Annotated in this window: 26 protein-coding genes; 16 read left to right on the top strand and 10 right to left on the bottom strand. The window is 59.5% G+C overall.

Annotated features, from left to right (window positions below; all coding sequences use genetic code 11):
• Positions 1-197 precede the first annotated feature (197 nt).
• From nudF to parC, 10 genes are all read left to right on the top strand, one after another.
• Positions 198-839, top strand: a complete 642-nt coding sequence (nudF, locus tag G5193_RS13065) for an ADP-ribose diphosphatase (protein WP_005335901.1) — start codon at positions 198-200, stop codon at positions 837-839.
• Positions 802-1,290: a DUF1249 domain-containing protein gene (locus G5193_RS13070; protein WP_196783449.1), complete on the top strand. Its 489-nt coding sequence runs from the start codon at positions 802-804 to the stop codon at positions 1,288-1,290. The genes nudF and G5193_RS13070 overlap by 38 nt, the downstream gene beginning before the upstream one ends.
• Before the next feature lie 22 nt (positions 1,291-1,312).
• Entirely contained in the window at positions 1,313-2,131 is an 819-nt protein-coding gene (cpdA, locus tag G5193_RS13075; protein ID WP_041202814.1) for a 3',5'-cyclic-AMP phosphodiesterase, read from the top strand.
• A 12-nt stretch (positions 2,132-2,143) separates the two neighbouring features.
• Positions 2,144-2,731, top strand: coding sequence for a YqiA/YcfP family alpha/beta fold hydrolase (locus G5193_RS13080; protein ID WP_421206159.1), 588 nt, complete (start codon positions 2,144-2,146; stop codon positions 2,729-2,731).
• A 2-nt stretch (positions 2,732-2,733) separates the two neighbouring features.
• Positions 2,734-3,357 carry an NUDIX hydrolase gene (locus G5193_RS13085; protein WP_421206160.1) on the top strand — a complete coding sequence of 208 codons (624 nt, stop codon included), beginning with the start codon at positions 2,734-2,736 and terminating at the stop codon, positions 3,355-3,357.
• 197 nt (positions 3,358-3,554) lie between these two features.
• Positions 3,555-3,797, top strand: a complete 243-nt coding sequence (locus G5193_RS13090) for a DUF1656 domain-containing protein (protein ID WP_421206192.1) — start codon at positions 3,555-3,557, stop codon at positions 3,795-3,797.
• Positions 3,790-4,656, top strand: a complete 867-nt coding sequence (locus tag G5193_RS13095) for an efflux RND transporter periplasmic adaptor subunit (protein ID WP_421206161.1) — start codon at positions 3,790-3,792, stop codon at positions 4,654-4,656. Before G5193_RS13090 ends, G5193_RS13095 begins: the two co-directional genes overlap by 8 nt.
• Position 4,657: 1 nt before the next feature.
• Positions 4,658-6,667, top strand: a complete 2,010-nt coding sequence (locus tag G5193_RS13100) for an FUSC family protein (protein WP_279009815.1) — start codon at positions 4,658-4,660, stop codon at positions 6,665-6,667.
• Between the two features lie 115 nt (positions 6,668-6,782).
• On the top strand, positions 6,783-8,693 hold the full coding sequence (parE, locus tag G5193_RS13105; RefSeq protein ID WP_201909748.1) for a DNA topoisomerase IV subunit B: 1,911 nt from the start codon (positions 6,783-6,785) through the stop codon (positions 8,691-8,693).
• An 83-nt stretch (positions 8,694-8,776) separates the two neighbouring features.
• Entirely contained in the window at positions 8,777-11,071 is a 2,295-nt protein-coding gene (parC, locus tag G5193_RS13110; protein ID WP_421206162.1) for a DNA topoisomerase IV subunit A, read from the top strand.
• A 59-nt stretch (positions 11,072-11,130) separates the two neighbouring features.
• Here parC and G5193_RS13115 read toward each other — a convergent pair whose 3' ends face one another.
• From G5193_RS13115 to G5193_RS13140, 6 genes are all read right to left on the bottom strand, one after another.
• Positions 11,131-11,556 carry a hypothetical protein gene (locus G5193_RS13115; protein WP_143182601.1) on the bottom strand — a complete coding sequence of 142 codons (426 nt, stop codon included), beginning with the start codon at positions 11,554-11,556 and terminating at the stop codon, positions 11,131-11,133.
• Between the two features lie 1,513 nt (positions 11,557-13,069).
• Positions 13,070-14,557, bottom strand: a complete 1,488-nt coding sequence (locus G5193_RS13120; RefSeq protein ID WP_421206163.1) for a peptide MFS transporter — start codon at positions 14,555-14,557, stop codon at positions 13,070-13,072.
• A 525-nt stretch (positions 14,558-15,082) separates the two neighbouring features.
• Positions 15,083-15,985 carry a cold adaptation protein AtcC gene (atcC, locus tag G5193_RS13125; protein WP_421206164.1) on the bottom strand — a complete coding sequence of 301 codons (903 nt, stop codon included), beginning with the start codon at positions 15,983-15,985 and terminating at the stop codon, positions 15,083-15,085.
• 11 nt (positions 15,986-15,996) lie between these two features.
• Positions 15,997-16,764 carry a cold adaptation protein AtcB gene (gene atcB, locus G5193_RS13130; RefSeq protein ID WP_026458895.1) on the bottom strand — a complete coding sequence of 256 codons (768 nt, stop codon included), beginning with the start codon at positions 16,762-16,764 and terminating at the stop codon, positions 15,997-15,999.
• Positions 16,765-16,776: 12 nt separating this feature from the next.
• Positions 16,777-17,319 (bottom strand): cold adaptation protein AtcA, encoded by a 543-nt coding sequence (gene atcA / locus G5193_RS13135; RefSeq protein WP_279488427.1) that lies wholly within the window; start codon positions 17,317-17,319, stop codon positions 16,777-16,779.
• Positions 17,320-17,342: 23 nt separating this feature from the next.
• Positions 17,343-17,627 (bottom strand): DnaJ domain-containing protein, encoded by a 285-nt coding sequence (locus G5193_RS13140; RefSeq protein ID WP_005343121.1) that lies wholly within the window; start codon positions 17,625-17,627, stop codon positions 17,343-17,345.
• 286 nt (positions 17,628-17,913) lie between these two features.
• On the opposite strand from G5193_RS13140, the gene G5193_RS13145 reads away from it, so the two are divergent.
• Positions 17,914-18,342, top strand: coding sequence for an EF-hand domain-containing protein (locus tag G5193_RS13145; RefSeq protein ID WP_216952102.1), 429 nt, complete (start codon positions 17,914-17,916; stop codon positions 18,340-18,342).
• A 137-nt stretch (positions 18,343-18,479) separates the two neighbouring features.
• On the opposite strand, the gene G5193_RS13150 is transcribed toward G5193_RS13145, so the two are convergent.
• Both G5193_RS13150 and G5193_RS13155 read right to left on the bottom strand, forming a co-directional pair.
• Positions 18,480-19,223 carry a DsbA family protein gene (locus G5193_RS13150; RefSeq protein WP_216952101.1) on the bottom strand — a complete coding sequence of 248 codons (744 nt, stop codon included), beginning with the start codon at positions 19,221-19,223 and terminating at the stop codon, positions 18,480-18,482.
• 218 nt (positions 19,224-19,441) lie between these two features.
• On the bottom strand, positions 19,442-19,819 hold the full coding sequence (locus G5193_RS13155; RefSeq protein WP_216952100.1) for a hypothetical protein: 378 nt from the start codon (positions 19,817-19,819) through the stop codon (positions 19,442-19,444).
• A 185-nt stretch (positions 19,820-20,004) separates the two neighbouring features.
• On the opposite strand from G5193_RS13155, the gene G5193_RS13160 reads away from it, so the two are divergent.
• From G5193_RS13160 to pspG, 4 genes are all read left to right on the top strand, one after another.
• Positions 20,005-20,733 carry a 1-acylglycerol-3-phosphate O-acyltransferase gene (locus tag G5193_RS13160; protein ID WP_421172394.1) on the top strand — a complete coding sequence of 243 codons (729 nt, stop codon included), beginning with the start codon at positions 20,005-20,007 and terminating at the stop codon, positions 20,731-20,733.
• Between the two features lie 211 nt (positions 20,734-20,944).
• On the top strand, positions 20,945-21,607 hold the full coding sequence (gene pspA, locus G5193_RS13165) for a phage shock protein PspA (protein ID WP_421206165.1): 663 nt from the start codon (positions 20,945-20,947) through the stop codon (positions 21,605-21,607).
• Between the two features lie 2 nt (positions 21,608-21,609).
• Positions 21,610-21,816, top strand: a complete 207-nt coding sequence (locus G5193_RS13170) for a PspC domain-containing protein (RefSeq protein ID WP_124241612.1) — start codon at positions 21,610-21,612, stop codon at positions 21,814-21,816.
• A gap of 45 nt (positions 21,817-21,861) precedes the next feature.
• Complete coding sequence (gene pspG, locus G5193_RS13175; RefSeq protein WP_216952098.1) at positions 21,862-22,080, top strand: envelope stress response protein PspG; 219 nt, start codon at positions 21,862-21,864, stop codon at positions 22,078-22,080.
• A gap of 79 nt (positions 22,081-22,159) precedes the next feature.
• On the opposite strand, the gene G5193_RS13180 is transcribed toward pspG, so the two are convergent.
• A complete protein-coding gene (locus tag G5193_RS13180; protein ID WP_421206166.1) occupies positions 22,160-22,504 on the bottom strand; it encodes a GIY-YIG nuclease family protein in 345 nt (114 codons plus the stop codon).
• A 45-nt stretch (positions 22,505-22,549) separates the two neighbouring features.
• On the opposite strand from G5193_RS13180, the gene G5193_RS13185 reads away from it, so the two are divergent.
• Complete coding sequence (locus G5193_RS13185) at positions 22,550-23,290, top strand: substrate-binding periplasmic protein (RefSeq protein ID WP_421206167.1); 741 nt, start codon at positions 22,550-22,552, stop codon at positions 23,288-23,290.
• Here G5193_RS13185 and rarD read toward each other — a convergent pair.
• Positions 23,272-24,162 (bottom strand): EamA family transporter RarD, encoded by an 891-nt coding sequence (rarD, locus tag G5193_RS13190; RefSeq protein WP_216979526.1) that lies wholly within the window; start codon positions 24,160-24,162, stop codon positions 23,272-23,274. The two genes, G5193_RS13185 and rarD, sit on opposite strands and share 19 nt — an antisense overlap.
• Positions 24,163-24,251 lie beyond the last annotated feature (89 nt).

Genomic DNA, 24,251 nt, shown 5'->3' on the forward strand with positions numbered 1-24,251 from the left:
AATGCTAAGAGTCTCAGGTCCGGTGACGGGAACGTCAAGAACTGGACGCAGTTTTCTCCCCGCGCGCCTAGCCAAATGGTCTGTGGCTGCTAAAATCCACCCCTCATTACCATGGCACGCCGAGTGAATGAACGTTCATTCATGTTCCTCGGATTTTATGGTCAAACTGATACAAGTCAAGCTGACGGGAGCCCCGGATGTCGCAGCAACCCTTGCCGCAAGATCGGCATTACGCCGCCGATGATGTGAAAATCATTGAAAAATCAGCTGGATATAACGGCTTCTTCAAGGTGAATGTCTATCGTCTGCAGCATCGGTTATTTGCGGGCGGCTGGAACCAGCCCATCGTGCGCGAGCTGTTCGAGCGGGGCCATGCTGCCGCGCTGCTGCCCTATGATCCAGTACGCGACCAGATCGTGCTGGTGGAGCAGTTCCGTATCGGCGCCATGGAGACCAGCCCGACCCCTTGGCTGCTGGAGCTGGTGGCCGGCATCATCGACGAAGGGGAGACCGCCGAGGCGGTGGTGCGCCGCGAAGCGGTGGAAGAGGCCGGGATCGAGGTGGCCCGCTGCGAGCATGCCATCAGCTATCTGGTGAGCCCGGGCGGCAGCACCGAGCGGATCGAGGTCTTTGTGGGCGAGGTGGATGCCAGCAAGGCCGAGGGACTGCACGGTCTGGCTGATGAGGGCGAAGATATCCGGGTGCACGTGGTGAGCCGCGAACAGGCCTATGCCTGGCTCAAAGAGGGACGTATCGACAATGCGGCCTCGGTCATTGCCCTGCAGTGGTTGGCCCTCAACCATGGCGAGCTGCGCGCCCGCTGGCTGGCGGATCGCTGAGGTGGCGCTGACCCTGCAACAGAGCAGGCGCTATGTGCCTGATCTGATGTCCTTGCAGCGTACCTGCGAGGTCAATTACATGGCGTTGATGAAACTGCTGCCGCCAGATGGGGAAGTCGGGGCCGAGCGCCGCTATCGGGTCGGCAACGATCTGCAGTTCCAGCTCACCATCATTGGCGAGAGTCGCTTCACCAATCAGGTGATCCTGAGCCAGCACAACCCCGAATTGCCCGAATATTTACAAGCTCAGATAGAGATTCGTTTGTATCATGATGTGCGGATGGCGGAAGTGTGTGCAGCGCAACAGATTTCCCGTTTGCAACCACGTTATGATTATCCCAATAAAAAGATGCACCAGCGGGACGAAAAGGAGCAGGTAAATCTGTTTCTGGCCGAATGGCTAAAATTTTGTCTCAGACATGGTACCAGCCCGATCAATATCTCCAGTTGAACAAATAAAAAGAAGCGTGATTTTGGAAACAGAGCTCCCCCAGGCGCAGGACGGCAGTGTGCGCCTGTTGCAAATTACCGACACCCACCTCTTCGCGAGTGCCGAAGGGCGGCTGTTGGCTGTGCGCACCGCAGAGAGTCTGGCCGCCGTGCTGGAACAGGTGCAGGCCAATGAACACCCCTACGAGGTGATTCTGGCGACCGGCGATCTGTCGCAGGATCACAGCCCGGAATCCTATCAGCGTTTCGCCTCCATGATGGCGCCCCTTGGCCGCCCCATCTACTGGCTGCCGGGCAATCACGATGACAGCCCGCTGATGACTGAATATCTCCATGCCGCCGGGATCAGTGAATCCAAGCAGTTGGTGGGCGACCACTGGCAGGTGATCCTGCTCGACACCCAGGTGCGCGGCAAACCTCACGGCATGATTGGCGATCACCAGCTGGCCGCCCTCGACCGTGCCCTGCGTCAATATCCTGATCGCCACGCCCTTATCACCCTGCACCATCAGGCGGTACCGGTGGGCTGCGCCTGGCTGGATCAGCACAATCTCAAGAATGCCGATGACCTGTTTGCCGTGCTGGCTCGTCATCCGCAGCAGAAGACCATCCTGTTCGGCCACGTCCATCAGGAGTTTGACGAGGTGCACCGCGGGGTGCGGCTGATTGCCAGCCCATCGACCTGCATCCAGTTCAAACCGCTCTCTGATGGCTTTGCGCTGGATGAATCCGGCCCGGGCTGGCGCTATCTGACCCTCTATCCGGATGGGCGGGTGGCCAGCGAGGTGTGGCGCCTGCCGGTGGGGCAGTTTGTGCCCGACCCCAACGCCACCGGTTATTGAGGAGAGCATTCAATGAAGTCGGTTCTCCTTTATCTGCACGGTTTCAACTCCTCACCGGGCTCCGCCAAGGCGCAGCAGATGGCTGCCTGGGTGGCCGCCAACCGGCCCGACATCGAGGTGATCATTCCGGCCCAGCCCAATACGCCAGCGGCGGCCTGGGCGGCTATCGAGCAGACCATCGTCGATCTGCAGGGGCGTTATGGTAGTGAATTCAAGCTCGGCGCCGTGGGCAGCTCCCTCGGCGGCTTTATGGCGACCCGGGTGAGCGAACAGTACGGCTGCCGCGCCGCGCTGATCAATCCGGCGGTGCGCCCGCACGAACTGCTCTGTGACTACCTCGGCCCCCAGACCAATCCCTATACCGGGGAGCAGTACGAACTGCTGCCTGAACATATGGACGAGCTGCGGGCACTGGCGGTACCGGTGGCGGCGCCGGAGCGACTCTGGATCCTGCAACAGCAGGGGGATGAGGTGCTCGACTATCGCAAGGCGCTGGATGAATACCGCTTTGCCCGCCTCTCGCTGGAGTGCGGCGGCGACCACGCCTTTGTGGCGTTCGAGCGCTACCACGCCCAGATCATCCGTTTCCTCGGGCTTTAATCATGCAACCGCCGTTGGCCGCCTATCTGGAACAGGTACTGGCCACGGCGCAAGCGGGCCTCACCTACTCCAAAGACCCCTTCGATATCGGCCGTTTCGAGGCGCTGCGCGCGGCCACAGTGGCTCTTATCGCCAACCAGAGCGAGCTGGCGCCGGAAGCCATCAGCGACTGGATTGCCCTCGATAACGGTTATCCCACCCCCAAGCTCGACGTGCGGGCCTTCATTCAGAACAATGCGGGCCATATCCTGCTGGTACAGGAGCGCAGCGACGGCTGCTGGACTCTGCCCGGTGGCTGGTGCGATATCGGTGACTCGCCAGCGGATGCCGTGGTGCGTGAAGTAGTGGAGGAAACCGGCCTTGAGTGCCGCGCGGTACAACTGCTGGCCCTGTTCGACAAGCTAAAACACCCTCATCCGCCCCAGCTGCCTCACGCCCACAAGGCCTTCTTCCTGTGCGAGGTGACCGGCGGCCAGCTGCTGGGCGAAACCGATGAAACCAAAGGGGCGGGGTACTTCCCCATCGACGATTTGCCCCCGCTCTCCTGCCATCGGGTGGTGGCCTCCCAGTTGCGCTCCCTCCATGAGCATTTGCTGCAGGGGCGGCGCGATACCCTGTTTGATTGACATCTGAGGAAGTGAACCCGTTCGAGCTGGGGGTGGTGCCGACGCGCGATGGTGTGCATCACCCAGCGGATCGACAGGTCTGAACAAAAAGGGGCTCATATGTTCCTGTTTCGCCCTGCGGGGCAGTGTTAATCTTTAGCGGCCTGTTTACTTTGCCTCGCCCGGGGCAGGGGATGGCCGAACTCTTCTGAACTTCACTGCCAACAGGGAGCACGTTTGTGACAACTCCTTCTGCGCTGCCGGATCTGGTACTGGGCGCCTCTCTCTACTTTCCGCCGCTGTTCAAGGCGGTGCTGCTCGGCCTGCTCTGCTGGCTGCCGGTGCACCATCTGCTGCGTGACTGGCTCTATGGCGGGGATGTCTGGTACCCCTTGTTGATGGATCTCTCCCTGTTTATCCTCGCCGTCAGCGGCGCTCTATGGATGCTGTTACATGGCTAAATCACCTCTCGCGACCCTCAAATACTTCTCCACCCTGCTGGTCTGTGCGCTGGCGCTGGCGGCGGGCTGGTGGCTGTGGAACTACTACATGCAGGGGCCCTGGACCCGGGATGGCAAGGTGCGCGCCGAGCTGGTCAGCATTACCCCCGAGGTGTCGGGCAAGATCATCAAGATAGCGGTGAAGGACAACCAGCTGGTGAAGGCGGGGGAGGAGATCTTTACGCTCGACCCCGAGCCCTACCGGATCGCCCTCGATAATGCCCGGGCGGCGCTGGCCAAGGCGAAATCGGATCTCGACAAGGCCGAGCACGAGGCGAACCGCCGCAGCGGCCTGTCGCGCAGCGTCATCTCCGCCGAGACGGTGGACGAAGCGCGCCTCAATGCCCAGGCGATGCAGGCGGCCTATCAGGTGGCGCAGGCCAATCTGGAGAAGGCGGAGTGGTCGCTGGCCAAGACCCGGGTGCATGCCGCGAGCGATGGCTACATCACCAACCTGCAGACCCGGGTCGGCAACTATGCTAGTGCCGGCGTGCCGTTGGTGGCGCTGGTAGATACTCACTCCTTCTATGTGCAGGGTTATTTTGAAGAGACCAAGCTTGGCCACATAGCGCCGGGCAAACCGGCCGAAGTGGTGCTTTACAGCGGTGAGCAGCGGTTGCGTGGCGAGGTGGAGAGCATAGGGCGCGCCATCCACGATCAGAGCGTCGATGGCGGCAACGGCCTGCTGATCGACGTCAAACCCAACGTGCCCTGGGTGCGGCTGGCCCAGCGGGTGCCGGTGCGGATCAAGCTGCTGGAGGTGCCGGCGGACGTGACGCTGATCGCCGGCACCACCTGCACCATCACCATTGGCGAGTAGGGTGAGCGAGTCGTTCTGGTTGCGCACCCCCTGGGGGAAGGCGACAGGGGGGCAGTGGCGTTATGCCCTGCGCAATGCCCTAGCAATGTGCCTGTCGCTCTGGCTGGCCTTCGTGCTGCAGCTCGACTCCCCCTATTGGGCGATGAGCTCGGCCGCGGTGGTGAGTTTTCCCACCGTGGGCGGGGTGATCAGCAAGAGTCTGGGGCGGGTGGTTGGCAGCCTGATGGGGGCGATGGCGGCGGTGGTGATCACCGGTCTTGGCATCAGCGATCCCTGGCTGTTCAGCTTCCTCATCGCCCTCTGGCTGGGCTTGTGCACCTACATCTCCAACCACTATCAGAACAACGTCTCCTACGCCTTTGCACTCGGTGGTTATACGGCCGCCATCATCGCCTTCTCCTGCGTCAATGTGGCGGATCCCCACCATATCTTCGATATTGCCCAGGCGCGGGTGAGCGAGGTGATCATCGGTATCCTCTGCGGCGGTCTGATGATGATGATCCTGCCCAGCACCTCGGACAGCGAAACCCTGCTGGAATCCCTGCGCAAGAGCCAAGCCCGCCTGCTGGAGCATGCCCAGCTGCTCTGGCTGGGGGAGATGACGCCCGAGGTGCGCAGCTCCCACGAAGGGCTGATCGGCCAGATCCTCACCATGAACGTGCTGCGCATACAGGCGGTCTGGAGCCATCACCGGTTGCGGCGCCAGAACCGGCTGCTCAACTTCCTGCTCCATCGCCAGCTGCGCCTGATCAGTCTTATCTCCAGCCAGCGCCGCATGCTGCACAACTGGCCGGAACAACCGGAAGGCATTCAGGCGCTGCTCGCCACCCTGCTGGCCGAGCTTGGCAAGCCGGGGTGCGACAAGTATCGGGTCGCGAGGTTGCTGGCTCCCCTGATGCCGACCAGCGAGCATGATTATCGACTGCGCACCTTTTTGCTGCGGCTGCGCCACTTCTGCTGGAGCTATCTGGAGTGTCAGCGCTGGCTTGACCGGTTGACCCGCTACGACGATCAGGAGTGGCCGGCGCCGCCCCGTCACACCTCTCTCACCAGCCATACCGACACACTGGAGGCGGCCTACAACGGCGGGCGCACCTTCCTCTGCGTGCTGCTCGGCTGCACCTTCTGGATCAACAGTCAGTGGGATGCGGGCAGCTCGGCGCTCACCATGCTCTCCATCTGCTGCGTGCTCTACTCGGCGACCCCGGCCCCGGCTCAGGGGGCCAACACCATGCTCAGAGCGATCCTGTTGCTCAGCCTCATCTGCTTTGCGGTCAAGTTTGGCCTGATGATCCGCATCGACGACTTCTGGGTCTTCTGCCTCTTGCTCTTTCCGGCGCTGCTCACCATGCAGCTCTGCAAACAGCAACAGGTGCGGCAGGCGGGCCTCTGGGGCCAGATGATCGTGCTGCTCGGCTCGTTTCTCGCCATCACCAATCCGCCCAGCTACGACTATCAGCAGTTCATCAACAGCAGCCTTGCCCAGATGCTGGGGGTGATGAGTGCCGCGCTGGCGTTTCAGCTGCTGCGACCGAGCTCGGATCGGCGCAAGAGCCGCCGTATTATCCGCTCCCTGCGCCGCCACTTCATGGACCAGCTGGAGCCGGCCCCGCGTCAGAGCGAGAGCCAGTTCGAGTCGCTGATCTACCACTGCATCAGTCAGCTCGGTCAGAGTCAGGATCAGACCGCCCGCCTCTGGGTGCTGCGCTGGGGCGTGGTGCTGCTCAACTGCAGCCATATCGTCTGGCAGCTGCGCCAGTGGCGCGGTGACGAGCACCCCCTCTATCTGGTGCGCGACAACTGTATCCGCAGCCTGAAGGGGATCCTCACCGAGCAGGGGGTGCAGCACGCCTCCCTGGATCGCACGCTGGCCGAGCTGCAGCGGATCAGTCAGGGGCTGGCCAACCATGGCGATGGCACGGCGCGAGAGCTGGCAGGCATGGTGTGGCGGCTGCAAAGCTCGCTCTCCCAGCTGCAACAGGCGCTGCCGGGCCCTGCCGAGGGGAGCTGAAATAGCCTCCGGAGGGGCACAATCCCCTCCGGATCACCCTTTCCCGCAGCCAAGTTTGTCCAATACCCTCCCAACGAGTAAGATTCTCCCCAAACGTCAATTCGCAAGGCCCTCCATGTCTACTCAATACAATGCGGATGCCATTGAGGTCCTCAATGGCCTTGAACCGGTGCGTCGCCGCCCCGGCATGTATACCGACACCACCCGGCCCAACCACCTCGGTCAGGAGGTCATCGACAACAGCGTCGATGAAGCGCTGGCAGGTCACGCCCGCAATCTGGAGGTGATCCTGCATGAAGACCAGTCCCTCGAAGTGATCGACGACGGCCGCGGCATGCCGGTCGATATCCACCCGGAAGAGGGTGTCAGCGGGGTGGAGCTGATCCTCTGCAAGCTGCACGCGGGCGGCAAGTTCTCCAACAAGAACTACCAGTTTTCCGGCGGTCTGCACGGGGTGGGTATTTCGGTGGTGAACGCCCTCTCCGACCGGGTCGAGGTGACGGTACGTCGCGATGGCCAGGTCTATGACATCGCCTTCGAGCGTGGCGAGAAGGTGCAGGAGCTGACCATCACCGGCACTTGCGGTCGTCGCAATACCGGCACCCGGGTGCGCTTCTGGCCGCAGGCGAGCTACTTCGATTCGCCCAAATTCTCGGTCACCAAGCTGGAGCACCTGCTCAAAGCCAAGGCCGTGCTCTGCCCTGGCCTCACCATCAAGTTCCTCGACAAGAACACCGGCATCAAGCTGGAGTGGTGCTACGAAGATGGCCTCAAGGATTATCTGGTCGACGCGGTCAAGCAGTACACCTGCCTGCCGGAGCAGCCCTTTATCGGCTCGTTCAGCTCCGAACAGTCGGCGGTGGACTGGGCACTCTGCTGGTTGCCGGAAGGGGGCGAATGCCTCGCCGAATCCTATGTGAACCTCATTCCCACTGCGCAGGGCGGTACTCACGTCAACGGTCTGCGTCAGGGTCTGCTCGACGCCATGCGCGAGTTCTGCGAGTTCCGCAACCTGTTGCCGCGCGGGGTCAAGCTGACCCCGGAAGATATCTGGGATCGCTGCGCCTACATCCTCTCCATCAAGATGCAGGATCCGCAGTTCGCCGGTCAGACCAAGGAACGCCTCTCCTCCCGCCAGAGCTCGGCGTTCGTCTCCGGCGTGGTGAAGGATGCCTTCAGCCTCTATCTGAACAGCAACACCGAGCTGGCGGAGCAGATCGCCGAGCTCTGCATCTCCAGCGCCCAGCGCCGGATGCGCGCCGCCAAGACGGTGGTGCGCAAGAAGATAACGCAAGGCCCGGCGCTGCCCGGCAAGCTGACCGACTGCGGCTGTGCCGACCCCATGCAGGGCGAGCTATTCCTGGTGGAGGGTGACTCTGCGGGCGGCAGTGCCAAGCAGGCGCGGGATCGCGAGTTTCAGGCCATCATGCCGCTGCGCGGCAAGATCCTGAACACCTGGGAGGTGGAGGCCGGTCAGGTGCTCGCCTCGCAAGAAGTTCACGACATCTCGGTCGCCATCGGGCTCGACCCCGACTCCAACGACCTCAGCGGCCTGCGCTACGGCAAGGTGTGCATCCTCGCGGATGCGGACTCGGACGGTCTGCACATCGCCACTCTGCTCTGCGCCCTGTTCGTAAAACACTTCCGTGCGCTGGTGGAGAAGGGCCACGTCTATGTCGCCATGCCGCCCCTCTACCGGATCGATATCGGTAAAGAGGTCTACTACGCCCTCGACGAGGACGAGAAGAACGGGGTGCTGCAGCGGGTCGAAGCCGAGAAGAAGAAGGGCAAGGTGATGGTGACCCGATTCAAGGGCTTGGGCGAAATGAACCCGAAACAGCTGCGGGAAACCACCATGGATCCCAACACCCGCCGTCTGGTGCAGCTCACCATGGATCCGGCAGGGGAGAGTGAAGGGGATGCGGCTGATGAGACTCTGCAGCTGATGGATATGCTGCTGGCCAAGAAGCGGGCGAGCGATCGTCGCGAATGGCTCGAAGAGAAGGGCAACCTCGCCATCATCTAAGCCGTCGGCCGGCCCTGTCGGGGCCGGCAAGCATTTAGCCGGAGTCGCCCTGTGGCGGCTCCCGAACCGAAAGAGAAAATCACATGAGTGATGCTATCGAGCTCAGTCTGGACGGGGTAGAGCGCCAGCCAATGCGCACCTTTACCGAACAGGCTTACTTGAACTACTCCATGTACGTCATCATGGATCGGGCCTTGCCGCATATCGGCGACGGCCTCAAACCGGTGCAGCGGCGCATCATCTACGCCATGAGCGAGCTGGGTCTGTCGGCGCTCTCCAAGCACAAGAAATCCGCCCGTACCGTGGGTGACGTGCTGGGTAAGTACCACCCGCACGGCGACAGCGCCTGTTATGAAGCCATGGTGCTGATGGCCCAGCCCTTCTCCTACCGCTACCCGCTGGTGGATGGTCAGGGTAACTGGGGTGCGCCGGACGATCCCAAATCCTTCGCGGCCATGCGTTATACCGAAGCGCGGCTGTCGCGCTTCTCCGAGCTGCTGCTTTCTGAATTGGGCCAGGGCACTGTGGAGTGGACGCCGAACTTCGACGGCACCATGAAGGAGCCGGTGGTGCTGCCTGCCCGCTTGCCGCACATCCTGCTCAACGGGGTGACCGGTATCGCGGTAGGGATGGCGACCGACATCCCGCCCCACAACGCGCGGGAAGTGGCCTACGCCTGTGCCGAGCTGCTCGACAACCCCAATGCGGGGCTCGATGTGTTGATGCAGCACATTCAGGGGCCAGACTACCCGACCAACGCCGAGATCATCACCCCGCGCGACGATATCCGCAAAATCTACGAGACCGGCAAGGGCTCCATCAAGCAGCGTGCGGTCTGGAGCGAGGAGGATGGCGACATCGTCATCACCGCGCTGCCTCATCAGGCCTCCGGCGCCAAGATCATGGAGCAGATTGCCGCCCAGATGGTGGCGAAAAAGCTGCCGATGGTCACCGACCTGCGCGATGAATCGGACCACGAGAACCCGACCCGTCTGGTGATCGTGCCGCGCTCCAACCGGGTGGATGTAGAGGGGCTGATGGCCCACCTGTTCGCCACCACGGATCTGGAGAAGAACTACCGGGTTAACCTCAACATTCTCGGCCTCGACAACCGGCCGCAGGTGAAGTGCCTCAAGACCATCCTCAGCGAGTGGATCCAGTTCCGCCGCGAGACCGTGCGTCGCCGCCTGCAGTTCCGCCTGGACAAGGTGCTGGCTCGCCTGCACATCCTCGAAGGCTTGCTGATCGCCTACCTCAACATCGACGAGGTGATCGAGATCATCCGCACCGAGGATGAGCCGGGCAAGGTGATGGTGGAGCGCTTCAACATTACCGAGACCCAGGCCGAAGCGATCCTCGAGCTTAAACTGCGCCATCTGGCCAAGCTCGAAGAGTTCAAGCTGCGTGCCGAACAGAACGAACTGGCCGAAGAGCGCGACAAGCTGGAGCTTATTCTGGGCTCCGAGCGTCGCCTCAACACCCTGCTCAAGAAAGAGCTGCTGGCCGATGCCGAGAAGTACGGCGACGATCGCCGCACCCCGCTGGTGGAGCGGGCTACCGCCGTGGCGCTGACCGAGAAAGAGTTGGTGCCGAGCGAGCCGGTCACCGTCATCCTCTCCGACAAGGGGTGGGTGCGCGCTGCCAAGGGCCACGACGTAGATGTCGAGGGGCTCTCCTACAAGGCGGGGGACAACTACCTCACCCACGCCTGTGGCCGCAGCAACCAGCAGGCGGTGTTCCTCTCCACGTTGGGGAGAACCTACGCCCTCGAATCTCACACCTTGCCCTCCGCCCGCAGTCAGGGTGAACCGCTCACCGGCCGCTTTGCGCTGGGGGCTGGGGAAGAGGTGCGTCATCTGGTGATGGGCAACGAAGGCGAGCCCTACCTGATCGCCAGCGACGCCGGTTACGGCTTTGTCTGCACCTATGACGACCTTATCGGCAAGAACAAGAACGGCAAGGCGCTGCTCACCGTGCCGGAAGGGGGGCAGGTGATGGCACCCCAGAAGATCGGCTCGCCGGAGACCGATCTCTGCATGGCCATCTCCAACGAAGGGCGCATGCTGCTGTTCCCGCTCAACACCCTGCCGGTGCTCGGCAAGGGCAAGGGCAACAAGCTCATCAGCATTCCGTCGGCTCGGGTGAAGGCGCGGGAGGAGTTTGTGGTGATGGCCGCCGTCATCCCGCAGGGCCAGTCGGTCACCTTGTTTGCCGGCAAGCGCAAACTGACCCTCAAACCCTCTGATCTCGATTACTACCGCGGCGAGCGCGGTCGCCGTGGCGCCAAGCTGCCCCGCGGTTTGCAGCGCGTCGATCGCATCGAGATTGAACCCGCCGCCGGTGCCGAACCGGCAGCCGGGGAAAATCAGGCAGGGTAATTTATAAATGAAGGGCGCGAAAGCGCCCTCATGAAATCAGAAGTATATTTGGCTGTTACTTAGTTTAAATTTAAGCCATTAACAACTGTTCCTACACAAAGTCTATTGAAAAATGTCCCACTAGTATTTGTATAAGTGACAACTTTTCCATTTATAACTATGGTCGCTATTTCGGTGCCATCATTATAACTCTGAACGAATACTAGCTTATCAGATGAAGAGTTTACATCTACGAATTGGCCTGAATAAAGGTCAGTGGTCATTTTATATCCAGACTTGTCTTGTGTGATCGAAAACTTCATATTGTCAAAGTAGTTTTTTTCAAAGTCACGTGTTTGAAATTCATCATTGGTTGGTTTAAAAATAACTGCGGCACAAGTTAAATTTCTAAACTTACCCTCCATTACAACTCGATTTGCATTTGCAGAAAAAGGTAAGAGAGTTAACATTGTAAAAAGGGAGTGTATAATCACTTTGAGGGTCATTGTTTGTACTTATATCCGGAAATTATTTTACGGTTTATTATAAATAGCTAACGCAGTTATTTCTTCATGCTTAACCTCATGAATTACAACTGTAGTTTTTGAACCATGATATCAATGAGTCAGAGGTCGATGAGTATTTAAGATTGTTTATCTCAACATACTCAATAAAATCATCCCCTATAACTTCGACAGATTTATGCTCTATGCAGTTATATTTTTTTTCATCATGAGATTTCATAATCGAGAAGGTACTTTTATAAATGTCACCTAACTCAGCCTTTTTATTAAAACACGTCTGCGAGTCTATGTAATCATTACAATCCATAGTAAATAGAAGTGCGGCATCCCAAGCATTATTGGGATAATAATATGAAAACTGAGCTGCGGATGGTTTTGCACATCCAGTTATAAAAATACAACAGCTAATGGTTATCAGATATAAACGCATTACATTCTTCCCTCACAGTATGGTTCTGCACCACCAGCTCGGCTATATGCACTTCGTAAGCCACATCGATTTCCTTGGGCATCAAGGTCACCTGGGCAAGCACAGTTACCTGTATAACTTGAAGAGTTGTTGGTATTGTTCTGAGCTGCTCCCGCAGCTCCCAAGATCATCACGGTTACCAATACAACATCAGCTGCGACAGCCGCACTACATTTTGCATAATTGAAACGTTCTTTTTCTGCAGCATATTTCTCATCGCTACAATATGTTTGGCTTACACATCCAAATAGGAAAATTGTGCATGCAGCGACTATGAATACTCTCATCCTCGTCCCATTCTCATTGAGTTATTTGGTTTTTAAATTTTAATTAATCCTGATGAAATTGCAGGTAAAAGTTAAGGTTTTAATTGAGGCTGTTCAGCGTGAATACAGCTTTGTTGGTAACGGTGGAATATATTGTTGGATGTTGTTTTAATTTTGTTTTATCAAAAGGCTGATTAACGAGACATAGCCCGTAGGTCTGATTAGCGAAGTGTAATCAGATGATCGCGAAAACAGGTTGCCGCAATTCTACATGTGCTCCAGCTGATCTCTTTTCTATGTCCATGGCCACCGGGATTGCGGTGCGGACGATTACGCTTCGCTAATCGACCCTACGCGTTCCTGCTTGATTTAACGCTCTGCTGCTTGTCGGTGGTTTGCTCTCCCTCCTCACCGACCTTTCTCCCTTTATCTATGGCAAAGAGTGGGAGAAGGAAGTAGAGATCGCAGCCATTGATAGTGACCGTGGTATGGCGTGATAGCTAAGCGTGACAGCTTCGGCTACAGAGTGGCAGGTGCTGATCCCCTCTCCCTTTGGGAGAGGGTTAGGGTGAGGGGAGCCGACGATAGGGGTAAACACCATAGCAAGCGCAAGGTTGCCAACCTGAAAAAGAGCTATCCATCCCGCCAAAAGAGAGGGCCCCGCCATCCATGATGGCGGGGCCCCTTGCATTATCAGCTGCGTTGCCGATTCAACCGTTCGCACTGGCAGGGGCCACTGAAATGGCTGGCCCGAGCCCGATTAGACAGGAATGGCTGTCGCTGCCGGTGACGGGGTGATTTTCGAGGCGATCAGCTGGCGCAGGCGGGGCACCAGCAGGAGCAACACCAAGCCGCCCGCCAGCGAGCCCCAGCCCAGCATGTTGAACACCGAGCTGTAGCCCGGGTTGGTGGCTACCGGTGAGCTGCCGATATTCTGCGGCATGGCGCTGGAGACATAGCCCGCCAGCACGGAGGCAACGCCGGTCACCATCATCCAGCAGCCCATCATCAAGCCTTGCAGGCTGGCGGGGGCCAGCTTGCCAATCATGGCGTAGCCGATGGGGGAGATCAGCAGCTCGCCAAAACTCTGCAGCACATAGCTGATGGCGATCCACTTGAAGGCGACCAGCCCGTCGGCCCCCGCCAGATGGATGCCGAGCGGCAGCACCAGCATGCCGAGCCCCATGCAGAACAGGGAGGCGGCAAACTGGGAGGGAATGTCGATATTCCAGCCCTGTTCGCGCAGTCGCTTGAACAGCAGTGCCATCAGGGGGCCACCGATGACGATGACGATAGTGTTGATGTTCTGGATCCACTGGGGGGCGACCCGCAGCCCGAACACATTGAGGTTGATGTTGTGCTCGGAGAAGAGCATCAGCCCCATGGGCGCCAGCTGGTAGAGGGACCAGAAAATGAGGGAGCCGAGGGCGAGGATCAGGTAGGCCACCATGCGGCTGCGCTCGGCGGCGTCCGGGTGGCGGGCAGTCATCACGCAGAGCAGCACCAGCACCACGGCCCCCAGGATCAGCACGAAGCTGCCGCTGAAACTGGCGTGGGTCAGCAGCAGGCGCAGCGCCGGTACCAGCATGGCCAGAATGGCGATCCCGGCCAGCATGCGGCGGTAGAAGCCGCTCCCTTTGACATGGCGCAGCGGGGTGCTGATATCCGCCAGAATGGGCCAGCAGGCGAAGGTAGCGATGATGGCAATGATGTTGCCCAGCGTCGCAAACAGGAACAGGGTGCGGTAATCCTCGGTGAGCTGGAAGTAGCCCGCCACCGTGAAGCCGATAAAGAAGCCCAGATTCATGCCGGCGTAGTTCCACAGGAAGGCGCTCTCGCGGCGGTGATCATCCGGGGCGAAGCGCTGGGTCAGCATCATGTTGAGGCAGGTGACGTTGAGGCCGCTGCCGGTGAGGAACATGGCGAGCCCCCAGTAGAGGCCGGTGATCCCCATCTCGGCGATGAAGTAGCAGCCGATCACCTGCAGCACCATCCCCATCACGAACAGGTTGCGGTTGCTGAGGTAGCGCCCGCCGAGATAACCGCCAAACAGGTGCAGGCCATAGTTGAAGGCCCCGAAGACCCCCATCATGGCGTTGGCCTGGGATTCGCTGAAGCCGAGTCGCTTGGTGGCGTAGAGCACCAGCGTGGAGTAGAGCACGGCAAACCCCAGGGTCGAGAAGGTCTGGATAAAGAACAGCGCCCCGGAGCCGGGGGGAATGGTGGGGTGTTGATTCGAAGCGCTCACGGTCTGTCTCCTGTGAGAGAAGAAAGTCATAACTCGTCCTGAGAGCGTACCGGTCTGCTGCCGGCTAGCCTTGTGCGCTTCCATGCTGGTCTGAAGGCCGGTCTGTCATTTAGCGGCCAAGCGGTGCAAATAGCCATACCTGAAATTTAATCTGGCGCGATTAATTGCTTTTTATTGATCTATTCCGCCTTTTTATGCGTGATTGAGCCGTGGTTTTAGCTCGGCTTACCACGGGATTGCGGCATGGTTGATGTGATCCAATCGGCTATTTGGTACCGATTATGGCGCTGTAGCGGGATCTGCGTCCCGCTTTGTTGTCCCGAAACGCAGCTGGCGCCAAGTTGTTGTATTGCAGGTTGTTTATTCATCCTTGGGCATTGAATGAATAAATATCGGTAAGAGAAGGGGTAGCCTCAGGGTGACTTGCGCGTGTTCTCTCTTTGCTGTCGAGAGGGTGAGGGGAGGATAGAACAACGCCCGGCAGGCCGGGCGTTGTGGTGCGACTGATGGGCGGCGAAAGCGGCCTTAGAAGTCGTGGTAGAGCGGCCAGCCGAGCAGCGGGTGCTTGAGACCGGCACGCATCTCGATGTTGTCGAGCTTCTCCGGCGAGGCGTTCTCTTTTTGCAGCAGCTGGTACTGGCGCACAAAGCCGAGGGTGTGCAGCAGATTGGGCACAAAGCCCGGGCTCAGCTCTTGGCGCAAGGCGGCGGCCATGTCGGCTGGCAGCGCATTCAGCATCAGTGCCAGCTGGGCGGCGAGGTAGTCGGTGTCATACCAGCTCTCGTCGAGCTCAATCTCCCGCGCCAGTTTGCGCTTGAGATCCTGCTTCACCTTGAGCGGGGCGGCGCCACTGCCCTTGCCGCAGAGGATGCGGTAGAGCAGCGCTTCGGCCAGCTTGTCCTCCATGGTGGGGTGGTCGCTCTCGCAGGCGAAGAAGTGCTGGTCGATGAGTTCCATCAGGCGGCTCTTGTTGTGCTCGGTCAGCGCCTTCTCGTACTCCTGCCACCCTTGCCACTCCTCCACATCGGGCGGGCTCGAGATCTTGTCCAATAGCCGCGCATCCACGTCACCGTAGAGGCTGTTGCCAGCCTGCTTGGGGCTGACGGTGATGAGCATTGACCAGCCCTTCTGGAACGGCTTGATGGGGCCTTCCGGCGCCTGCAGCAGCGCCAGCGCCTTGGCCGGATCCCGCGCCGAGAGCTCCTGCAGGCCGAGGCTCACCACGCCGATGACGTCGTGGGCCGCCTGCTCCAGCAGGTGCATCTTGTACTTGTTGTAGTACTTGTCGGCGAATTTGAGGCTCATCAGCACCGCCTTGCCCTTGATGGCGGCCAGCTGCTGCTGACTCAAGAGTTCGTTGTCGCGGCCAAAGCGCAGCACCTGGGTCAGAAAGGGGCCCTGGTTGGCATCGCGAATGACTAACTGCATGAATGGGCTCCTTAATCCAGAAAGCTGAACATGTCGTCGACGTCGCCGTACTCGTCTTCCTCGACCTTGTTCTTCTCTTTGGCCTGCATCACCAGTTCGGCGGCAAACTTGTTGATGATGCCATCCCAGGTGGAGTGCTCGTTGCGCAGCAGCGCCTTGATGGCTTTCTCCACCTCGGGGGCCAGCTCGCGAATGAGCATCAAGAGGCTGCGCGGGTCGTCCAGCGCATAGTCGTGGCTGTCTTCGGCCTGCTGGCGCTCGCTGTAGCGCAGGGACTCTTCGAGATCTTCCTCTTCGGCGTGCAGCACGTCGCGATAGCCTTCGTCCTCTTCATAGCGATCGCCGCGATAGAACTCGATAAAGGGGATGGCGAGGTAGAAGAGACCGGCCGGATCTTCGGCCACGCATTCGAGGATCTCGCGCTGCTTGGCTTCGCTATCCTGGGTGCGGATCAGGTAGTTGAGGAAGTCGAAGGTGTGCTGTTGCAGCTCGTCGGCGTTGTTCTTGATCGCCTCTTCCCAGTAGAGCGGCTGCTGGCAGACGATGTCGCGGATCCGCTCCGGGGTCATCAGCTCGGAGATGATGGAGGGGAAGGAGATGTCGTGCTGGCCGTTAATCTGGGTCAGGGTAACGATATCAATGTTTTCAATCACTTCTGCCAGCTGGTCGTCAGACATGGTCTTGGCGATCAGCTCGAACTTCTCGCTGGCCTGCTTCGGCTCGATAACGGCCAGCTCTTTGATCTCGATGGCGGTAATTTCTATCAGACTGTTGCTCATGCCTTGCCCCAATTAGAAACGGACTTCGTCGTACATATCCTGATCGCCGTCGTCATCACCATAGCGGTCACTGCCGCCGTGGTAGTCGGCGTCGGCATCTTCCCCGTCTTCATCTTCTTCATCGCGCAGCTCATAGTCGTCATCGCCGCGGTGGCTGCCGCGCGGCAGCGGGTTGTCGAGCAGGAACAGCACGGCGCAGGCTTCCATCAGCTGATCTTCGCTCTGGGTCCGCACCGCCTTGACCAGCGGCAGGGCGGCGTTGTTGAAGCCGACGCTCACCTTGAACTCGTCCCAGCTTGGCTGCTCGCCACTGGCGAGCCACTTGTTCCACTGCGACTTGGCCTTGGCCGGGAACTGCACCCGGCCATAGAGGGCCAGCGGCAGATACTCGGGCATAAACTCCAGCATGCTCATATCGGCCAGCAGCAGGCTCTTCATCTGGTCGGTGAACTGTTCCAGCCCCTTGGGGTCGTCCTGATCCCGGTAGGATTCGATGTTTTCGCTGGCATCGCTTTGCAGCGACTTGAGCCGCGCCTGGTCCCATCTCTTTTGCATAGTTGCTCTTTCTGCCTGCTGTTTCAGGGGTAGAACTGATCCCACATCTCCTGCATGGCGGAGGCGGGGTCGGTCACGATGACGTTGTTGAAATCCTTGATAAAGGCGGCCCGCTGTTTCGGATCGGACAGCACTTCATAGGCCTGCTTTACCTGGTGCAGCTTGATGGCTGCCTGCTCTTTCTCTTCTTCACTGGCCCCGTGCAGCTTGTCGGGGTGGTACTGGTTCGACAGCCGACGATAGGCTTTCTTGATGTCGTTTTCGCTGGCGTTGGACTTGACGCCCAGCACCCGAAAGTAGTTGTTCATGGCAGATCCTGCATCACTGGCATCATAGGATTCACGCTGCGAGTGCCTGATGGTGGGGATTGGCAAACCAGGCACGGCAAAAACCCGTCATTTTAACGGAAACCTCCCCTCATCGCCATGAATAGGACGCAAAGTCACCGGCAGAAAAGCGTGACTGTGCACCTTGGGATCTGCCTCTCTGTCTGGAATGACCCTGGGACTACACTACAGGAGGCGTCGGGGATTACCCTGGCGATCGTCAGTTGGCCTCGGCCGTACCGAGACCCTTACTAAGGAATGGACAGCCATGCTCAAATTTTATCTTCTGCCTATGGTGCTGCTTGGCGGTTTCGCCATCGCTGCCGATGAGAGCATCGATGAGCCCTTGATGTTCATCAAGGGGGACATTACCAAGGCACAGTTTATGGAAAGAGCCGAGCAGCGTTTCACCCGGCAGGACAGTGACAAGGATGGCACCCTCTCGATTGCCGAGAGAGAGGCAGCCATGGCCAAGATGCACGAGGCAATGCAGCAGTCAGGCAAGGCCATGCCTGGCAAGATGGGGAACATGGGCAACATGAGGCCGATGCAGGACACGACCAGGGAACAGTTCATGGCGCATCATGAGGCTCTCTTTACCCAAATGGACAAGAACGGAGATGGTGTGCTTGACGAAGCCGAGCGTACCAGTGCCAGAGGGCGGCTCGGGCAGGGGATGATGGCGCCCGCCCAATAGAGCTGGTTTGTCACCTTTCTTTCCTGAAATAAAGAGCCCGGTAGTGATACCGGGCTCTTTGCATGGAGACGGGGTGACCTGAGGGCTCACCATTGCCGCAGTGCGAGCGCTTCCTGCCCCTGCGGGCGACCCCGACCTTAGCTCTGCCTGGCCAGCTCTGCCTTCACCAGCTGCTCCAGCTCCTCATAGGGGATGGCGCCCGACACCAGCTGGTTGCCGATCAGGGTCGCCGGTGTGCCCTGTACACCCAGCAGGGTACCAATGCGCAGGCTGTTGCGCAGCTCCTCGGTGGCTTTACCCTCCGGTTTGAGTGCCACATTGCCGGTGGCCGCCAGCGCCTTGTTGATGTCCGCCTCGGTCAGCATCCCCTGCTTGCTCATCAGCTTGTCGTGCAGGGCGAAGAAGCGGGCGGGATCCTGTTGCCACAGGGTCAGGCTGTACTGGGCTGCCTTGGCGGAGCTCTGCCCCTTGAACGGCAGCAATTTGATCACCAGCCCCAGATCATTCGGATAGGCCTTGAGCAGCCTGGTCAGCTGGGGATCGAACTGCTTGCAGTAGGGGCAGTTGTAGTCGGTAAACAGCACCAGCGTCAGCTTGGGGTTTTTGGCACCCAGGCGTGGGCTGGTTGCGCTGTTGAACAGCACATCCTTGTTGCCCTTGATGAAGTTGCCAAGCTGGGCCTCCTGGGCTGCGGCATTCTGCTTCTCCCAGGACTCGGCCGCCTCGTCGAGGATCTTGGGGTTGGCGATCAGAGTCTCGCGGATCAGCTCCTTGATGCGTGCTTCCTGTTCAGGGGTGAAGGGGGCCGCGTGCAGGGTCGGAGCCAGCAGGGTTGCGCAGAGAGAGGCCAGCAGGGGCAGGGCGCTCAGAGTCGGTTTCATGGATACTCCTTAAAATCGGGTAGTGCCAGCCTGAAGTGGCCAGCCTTGTGCAAGCTAGTCGGCAGTCGTCGTGGTTGCGTCGGGGCAGCAAGGTATTCCCCTGCAACAACGCCATGCCGTAAATCTGTTTTCAGTACTCCGCAGTCGTGCCCCGTTGGTGCAAGAAGGCGGCGATGGTCTCGCAAACATGAGTCATGACCAATGGCAAAGAGCCGGAATCATTCCCGCCAGATGCAGAGGGTGAGGTGCAGACGCCGTTCGGGTGGCGAGATGACTATGGGTGGGGGCAGTGGCGGTGTGTAGCGCCAAAGGGGGGCCAGCAGGGCGATCAGCACCGCCACGGCAAAGAAGAGCTGTTCGATGCAGAGCAGGGGGGCAGCGCTCAGCCACTTGCCGTTGAGCTGGCAACTGCCTAGCTGCGGGCTGGCCGGTTTGGCATCCTCTTGATCCGTTGCCGAGCCTGGAACGGGCAGTGCCTGACAGCTGAGAGCGTGATCGAGCAGGGCAAGCCGGGCCAGCGGCTGGGCCGCACAATTGAGCACCAGCAGGCAGACCAGCAGCAGGAGATGTTTCGCTACCCGTTGTTGCAACATCATGTTCGCCCCGTCCATCAAGATGGGGCCATCCTAACGACCAATGGCGGGTGGGGCAAGTCGGCGGCGTATTGATGAGCAGTACTGTGGGTGGCGCGACGGGGAGGGTGGTCGGTTCTGTTTGGCGAACGCTTGTTCGCTAAAAGGGGGATCAGTATACTGCGCCGAGTTAAAACTCGAGGTGTTCGATGCTCAAAATTGCCCGTGTGCTGCTGCTTGGTCTGCTGCTCATTTTCTGGTTCCTGTTCGGCTTGCTGCTCTGTCTGGTTCGTCCGCGCCACCCCAACAACGTCTATGTCTTCGCTCGCATGTATCACGCGGTCTGCCCGCTGATCGGACTGCGAGTCAAGGTGACGGTGGCAGACGAGGTGAAATCGGTCGGCCCGGCGGTCTACGTCTGCAACCACCAGAGCAACTTCGACATCTTCACCGTGACCGGTGCGGTGCAGCCCGGTGTGGTGGCGGTGGGCAAGAAGAGCCTGCTGTGGCTCCCCTTTTTCGGCCTTATCTTCTGGCTATCCGGCAACGTGCTGATCGACCGCTCCAACCGCTCCCGTGCCATCGGCACCATAGGTCAGGTGGTGGATCGCATCAAGAATCGCGGCACCTCCATCTGGATGTTCCCGGAAGGGACCCGCTCCAAGGGGCGTGGCCTGCTGCCATTCAAGGCGGGCGCTTTCCACACTGCGGTACAGGCTGAAGTGCCCGTGGTGCCCATCGTCTGCTCCAGCTACTTCGGTCAGATCGACCTCAATCGTTGGGACAACGGCGAAGTGCTGGTGGAAGTGATGGCACCGGTCTGCAGCAAGGAGCACGGTGCCGCTGGCATTCGCGAGCTCTCCGAAGTGTGCCGTGCCAGGATGGAGGCCAAGCTGGCCGAATTGGACAGCAAGCTGGGCCACAGCCACGCAGCTTGACTAGATATCGCAGATGAATCGACAAGGGAGCCTCAGGCTCCCTTTTTTGTTGGTAAAAATCACCACCAGGTTGGCTATTCTCACCAACAAGCCCTTCTTGAATTTCCTCGGTAAATTCCCATCTATATGTAAAACAACAATAATTTTTCTTGGCACGGCTCTTGTAATGCAATGGGAAGAGATAGCAATCCCATCAACAAGGAGCCAGACCATGAGCGTATTCAGCCGCCTGACCGACGTGATAAATGCCAACCTGCACAGCCTGCTCGACAAGAGTGAAGAGCCGGAGAAGATGCTGCGCCTGATGATCGAAGAGATGGAGCAGGTGCAGGTCGAGATGCGTACCCAGGCCGCCCGCGTGATTGCTGAACAGAAACAGCTGGAGCGTCACCAGCAGGGGTTGCAGGCGCAGACCCTGGAGTGGTCGGCCAAGGCCGAGCTCGCCATCCAGAAAGGCCGTGAGGATCTGGCCCGTGCCGCCCTCACCGAGAAGCTGGCGGAGGCCAGGAAATGTGAACAGCTGGAACAGGACAAGGCCCGGGTGGCCGAGGTGCTGGCCCAGCTTACCGCCGACAGCGAGCGACTGGCAGCCAAGCTGACCGAGGCGCGGGAGAAGCAGAAACTGCTGACCCTGCGCGAGCAGACGGCCCACAGCCGCATTCGTGCTCGCGCTCAGGTGGACAACCAGCGCATGCATGAGCTGATGGCGCGCTTTGACGGTTTTCAGGGCCGGGTCGATCAGCTGGAAGCCCAGCTGGAGGCGGCCATTTTGGGGCAGAATCCCTCGCTGGAGGCCCAGTTCCGCGAGCTGGAGCTCAATGACGAGATAGAGCGCGAGCTGGCCCGTCTCAAGGGGCAGAAGGTGGAGGTATAACCATGACTCCCTGGCCCAAGGATCTTGTCCATCGCAAGCTGACTGGCGTTTGCGCCGGCATTGCCCAACGGCTGGGGATCTCCAGAGTGACGGTGCGAGTGGTAGCCCTGCTCGCCCTGATCCTGGTGCCACCGCTGGCACTGGCCGCCTATCTGCTGGCGGTGCTGGTGATGCCGCCCCGTTATGAATTGAAACGCTGGCTGGATTGACCGCAAGGCAGCCCCGCGGCACAGAGAGCCCGTAAGGAGCAAGTTATGCTGGAATTTTTCATCTTGCTGGGAGTGTTGCTGGTCATGGCGCTGACCGGCTTTACCCTGGTGGCCATGCTGCTGGTCAGCGGCGTGTTTGTACTACTGGGGCTGCTGAGCGGCATGCTTGCCCTGATCGTCAAGTTGGCCCCCTGGCTGCTGGTCGCGCTGGCAGTCTGTTGGCTCATCAGCCACCGTCGTCAGCGCAACAATACCTATCTGTAGTTGTGCAACAAGTTATGAAATGCTCCCTGATTTCCCCTTTTCGGCCACTCATCGAGTGGCCTTTTTTTAGCTGTAACCCTTAAGGTCGGGTCGTTTCGGGTAACCACTGCGGGCTCCAGCTCTGCCAGAGTGCCGGGCTGTGGATCAGCTGCTCCTTGAAGGATTTTGGCTGCTGCTTGAGGCGATATTCGAGGCGCAGGGCTGCCCCCTTCTCGCCGACCTCCTGCTGCCAAGCCAGCGTCAAGGGGCCCTTGCCGCGCAGGGCGCGAGCCCCCTTGCCGCTCTGGTGCTGACGCAGGCGGCGCAGCGGATCCGTGCTGACCCCGGTATAGAGCAGGCCGGTGGCGGTGCGCACCATATAGATAAACCAGCGAGAAGAGGGGGGAGAGGCGTGCGGGGATATCCCGTCAGGAGGTTTTATCATTTGTACTTCTCTGTGCCAAACTCAAAAGCAGTGCAAGGAGGTGCGATGAGAGTCTGGTTCTGGTTCTGGTTGTGGTTACTGTTGTCGGTTCCGGCTCTGGGGGAGACGATCCGTCTCTACGATTACCATCAGCATCCGCCCTTCAATACCGGAGTGGATGCAGGGCTGAGCCGCGAGCTGGTCAAGTATCTCAATGAAAAGTTGGGGGGGGAACCCAGAATCGAGCTCTGGCTGGTTAATCGCGCCCGGCTGGCGCTGGAGATGGCGGATCCCGACTTTGATGGCCTGGTGGTCTGGGTCAATCCCGCCTGGGTAGGGGATCCCCATCGCGAACGCTATCTCTGGACCTTTCCGGTGATGCGCGACACCAACGAGCTAATCTCGAACATCGACAAGCCGATCACCTATCGCGGACCCGACTCCCTCAAGGGATTGGTGTTCGGCGGGGTGGAGGGCTACCGCTATCAGGGGATCGACGATGCGGCAGCAAGGGGAGAGCTGGAGCGTCACGATGCCAAGAAGGTGAAGACCAATCTTGAGCTGCTGGTGCGCGGCCGCATCGATGTGACCATGGTGCCTGGCTCCGCGCTGGGCTTTTTCATCGACTCAAACCACTATCAGGGCAAGCTGTTTATCTCGCCATTCCCCCAATCCAGCTATACCCGCCATATCCTGCTGCCCAAATCTCGCCCAGAGCTGCATGCCACCCTCAACGACATCGCCGAGCAGATGGACAAGGATCCCCGCTGGCACAAGGTGCTGGAGTCCTATCGCGGTAAGCCCTGAGGGCGGCGCTTGAGTCGGTGCAGCGGCAACAGGCTCACCAGCAGACCTGCCCAGACAAAGGCGAAACCGACCGCCTTGATGGGGTCCGGCGCCTCACCAAACCAGTAGATGGCGAGCAGGAAGGCGAGGCTGGGCTCGATATATTGCAGCAGCCCCACCGTGCTCATCCGGGTTCTCGCCACCGCATAGCAGAACAGCCCCACCGGCAGCAGAGTAGCGGGCGCACTGCCCATCAGCAGCAGCTTGTCGGCCAAATCCCCGTTCACGAATGCCCCTTCCCCGTGCCACGCCAGTGTGCCGATGATGATCAGCGCGACGGGCAGTTGCACCATGGCTTCCAGATAGAGGCTGGTGCCGGTGTCGTAGTGGATCTTCTTCTTGATAAGGCCGTAGCAGGCGAAGTTGGCCCCCATGATGAGGGAGAACCAGGGGAGTTGGCCGTAGCAGAAGAGCATGTAGGCGAGCCCCGCCAGCGCCAGGGCGACCGCCAGATGCTTTTGCGGGGTGAGTCGCTCTTTGAGGAAGATGACGGCGAATACGATATTGAACAGCGGGGTCATAAAGAAGGCGAGGCTGGTGGTCAGCACTTGCCCGGTAGTGAGGCACCAGGTGAACATGCACCAGCTGATCGACATCACTGGACCCGCCAGCAGAATGAGGCCGAGCTGGCGCGGCTCGCTGCGCAGTTGTGCCCAGGGCACCTTGTGGCCAAGCAGCAAAAACAGGGCACCCAGCAGCACCACAGACCAGAGCACCCGGTGGGAGATCAGCTCCCACATGTTGACCTCGGGCATGAATTGATAATAGAGCGGCAGCATCCCCCACAGGATGAAGGAGAGGGTCGCGGTGCCGGTACCTAGCCAGTTTTTCATTATTATCCGTTTATTAAATTAAACACTCATGGCGATAGTAGGGGGCGCGCCCTGTTTCCACAAGAGGGAAAACAGGGAAATGCTGGTAC

The organism is Aeromonas sp. 601027 (genome assembly GCF_049174455.1).
Lineage (GTDB): Bacteria > Pseudomonadota > Gammaproteobacteria > Enterobacterales > Aeromonadaceae > Aeromonas > Aeromonas veronii_A.

What these genes read in the sequence shown, in the direction of transcription:
- nudF (WP_005335901.1), top strand. Translation starts at nt 198, where the DNA reads ATGTCGCAGCAACCCTTGCCGCAAGATCGGCATTACGCCGCCGATGAT.
- G5193_RS13070 (WP_196783449.1), top strand. Translation starts at nt 802, where the DNA reads ATGGCGAGCTGCGCGCCCGCTGGCTGGCGGATCGCTGAGGTGGCGCTG.
- G5193_RS13080 (WP_421206159.1), top strand. Translation starts at nt 2,144, where the DNA reads ATGAAGTCGGTTCTCCTTTATCTGCACGGTTTCAACTCCTCACCGGGC.
- G5193_RS13085 (WP_421206160.1), top strand. Translation starts at nt 2,734, where the DNA reads ATGCAACCGCCGTTGGCCGCCTATCTGGAACAGGTACTGGCCACGGCG.
- G5193_RS13095 (WP_421206161.1), top strand. Translation starts at nt 3,790, where the DNA reads ATGGCTAAATCACCTCTCGCGACCCTCAAATACTTCTCCACCCTGCTG.
- parE (WP_201909748.1), top strand. Translation starts at nt 6,783, where the DNA reads ATGTCTACTCAATACAATGCGGATGCCATTGAGGTCCTCAATGGCCTT.
- parC (WP_421206162.1), top strand. Translation starts at nt 8,777, where the DNA reads ATGAGTGATGCTATCGAGCTCAGTCTGGACGGGGTAGAGCGCCAGCCA.
- G5193_RS13115 (WP_143182601.1), bottom strand. Translation starts at nt 11,556, where the DNA reads ATGACCCTCAAAGTGATTATACACTCCCTTTTTACAATGTTAACTCTC.
- atcC (WP_421206164.1), bottom strand. Translation starts at nt 15,985, where the DNA reads ATGCAGTTAGTCATTCGCGATGCCAACCAGGGCCCCTTTCTGACCCAG.
- atcB (WP_026458895.1), bottom strand. Translation starts at nt 16,764, where the DNA reads ATGAGCAACAGTCTGATAGAAATTACCGCCATCGAGATCAAAGAGCTG.
- atcA (WP_279488427.1), bottom strand. Translation starts at nt 17,319, where the DNA reads ATGCAAAAGAGATGGGACCAGGCGCGGCTCAAGTCGCTGCAAAGCGAT.
- G5193_RS13140 (WP_005343121.1), bottom strand. Translation starts at nt 17,627, where the DNA reads ATGAACAACTACTTTCGGGTGCTGGGCGTCAAGTCCAACGCCAGCGAA.
- G5193_RS13145 (WP_216952102.1), top strand. Translation starts at nt 17,914, where the DNA reads ATGCTCAAATTTTATCTTCTGCCTATGGTGCTGCTTGGCGGTTTCGCC.
- G5193_RS13150 (WP_216952101.1), bottom strand. Translation starts at nt 19,223, where the DNA reads ATGAAACCGACTCTGAGCGCCCTGCCCCTGCTGGCCTCTCTCTGCGCA.
- G5193_RS13155 (WP_216952100.1), bottom strand. Translation starts at nt 19,819, where the DNA reads ATGATGTTGCAACAACGGGTAGCGAAACATCTCCTGCTGCTGGTCTGC.
- G5193_RS13160 (WP_421172394.1), top strand. Translation starts at nt 20,005, where the DNA reads ATGCTCAAAATTGCCCGTGTGCTGCTGCTTGGTCTGCTGCTCATTTTC.
- pspA (WP_421206165.1), top strand. Translation starts at nt 20,945, where the DNA reads ATGAGCGTATTCAGCCGCCTGACCGACGTGATAAATGCCAACCTGCAC.
- G5193_RS13170 (WP_124241612.1), top strand. Translation starts at nt 21,610, where the DNA reads ATGACTCCCTGGCCCAAGGATCTTGTCCATCGCAAGCTGACTGGCGTT.
- pspG (WP_216952098.1), top strand. Translation starts at nt 21,862, where the DNA reads ATGCTGGAATTTTTCATCTTGCTGGGAGTGTTGCTGGTCATGGCGCTG.
- G5193_RS13180 (WP_421206166.1), bottom strand. Translation starts at nt 22,504, where the DNA reads ATGATAAAACCTCCTGACGGGATATCCCCGCACGCCTCTCCCCCCTCT.
- G5193_RS13185 (WP_421206167.1), top strand. Translation starts at nt 22,550, where the DNA reads ATGAGAGTCTGGTTCTGGTTCTGGTTGTGGTTACTGTTGTCGGTTCCG.
- rarD (WP_216979526.1), bottom strand. Translation starts at nt 24,162, where the DNA reads ATGAAAAACTGGCTAGGTACCGGCACCGCGACCCTCTCCTTCATCCTG.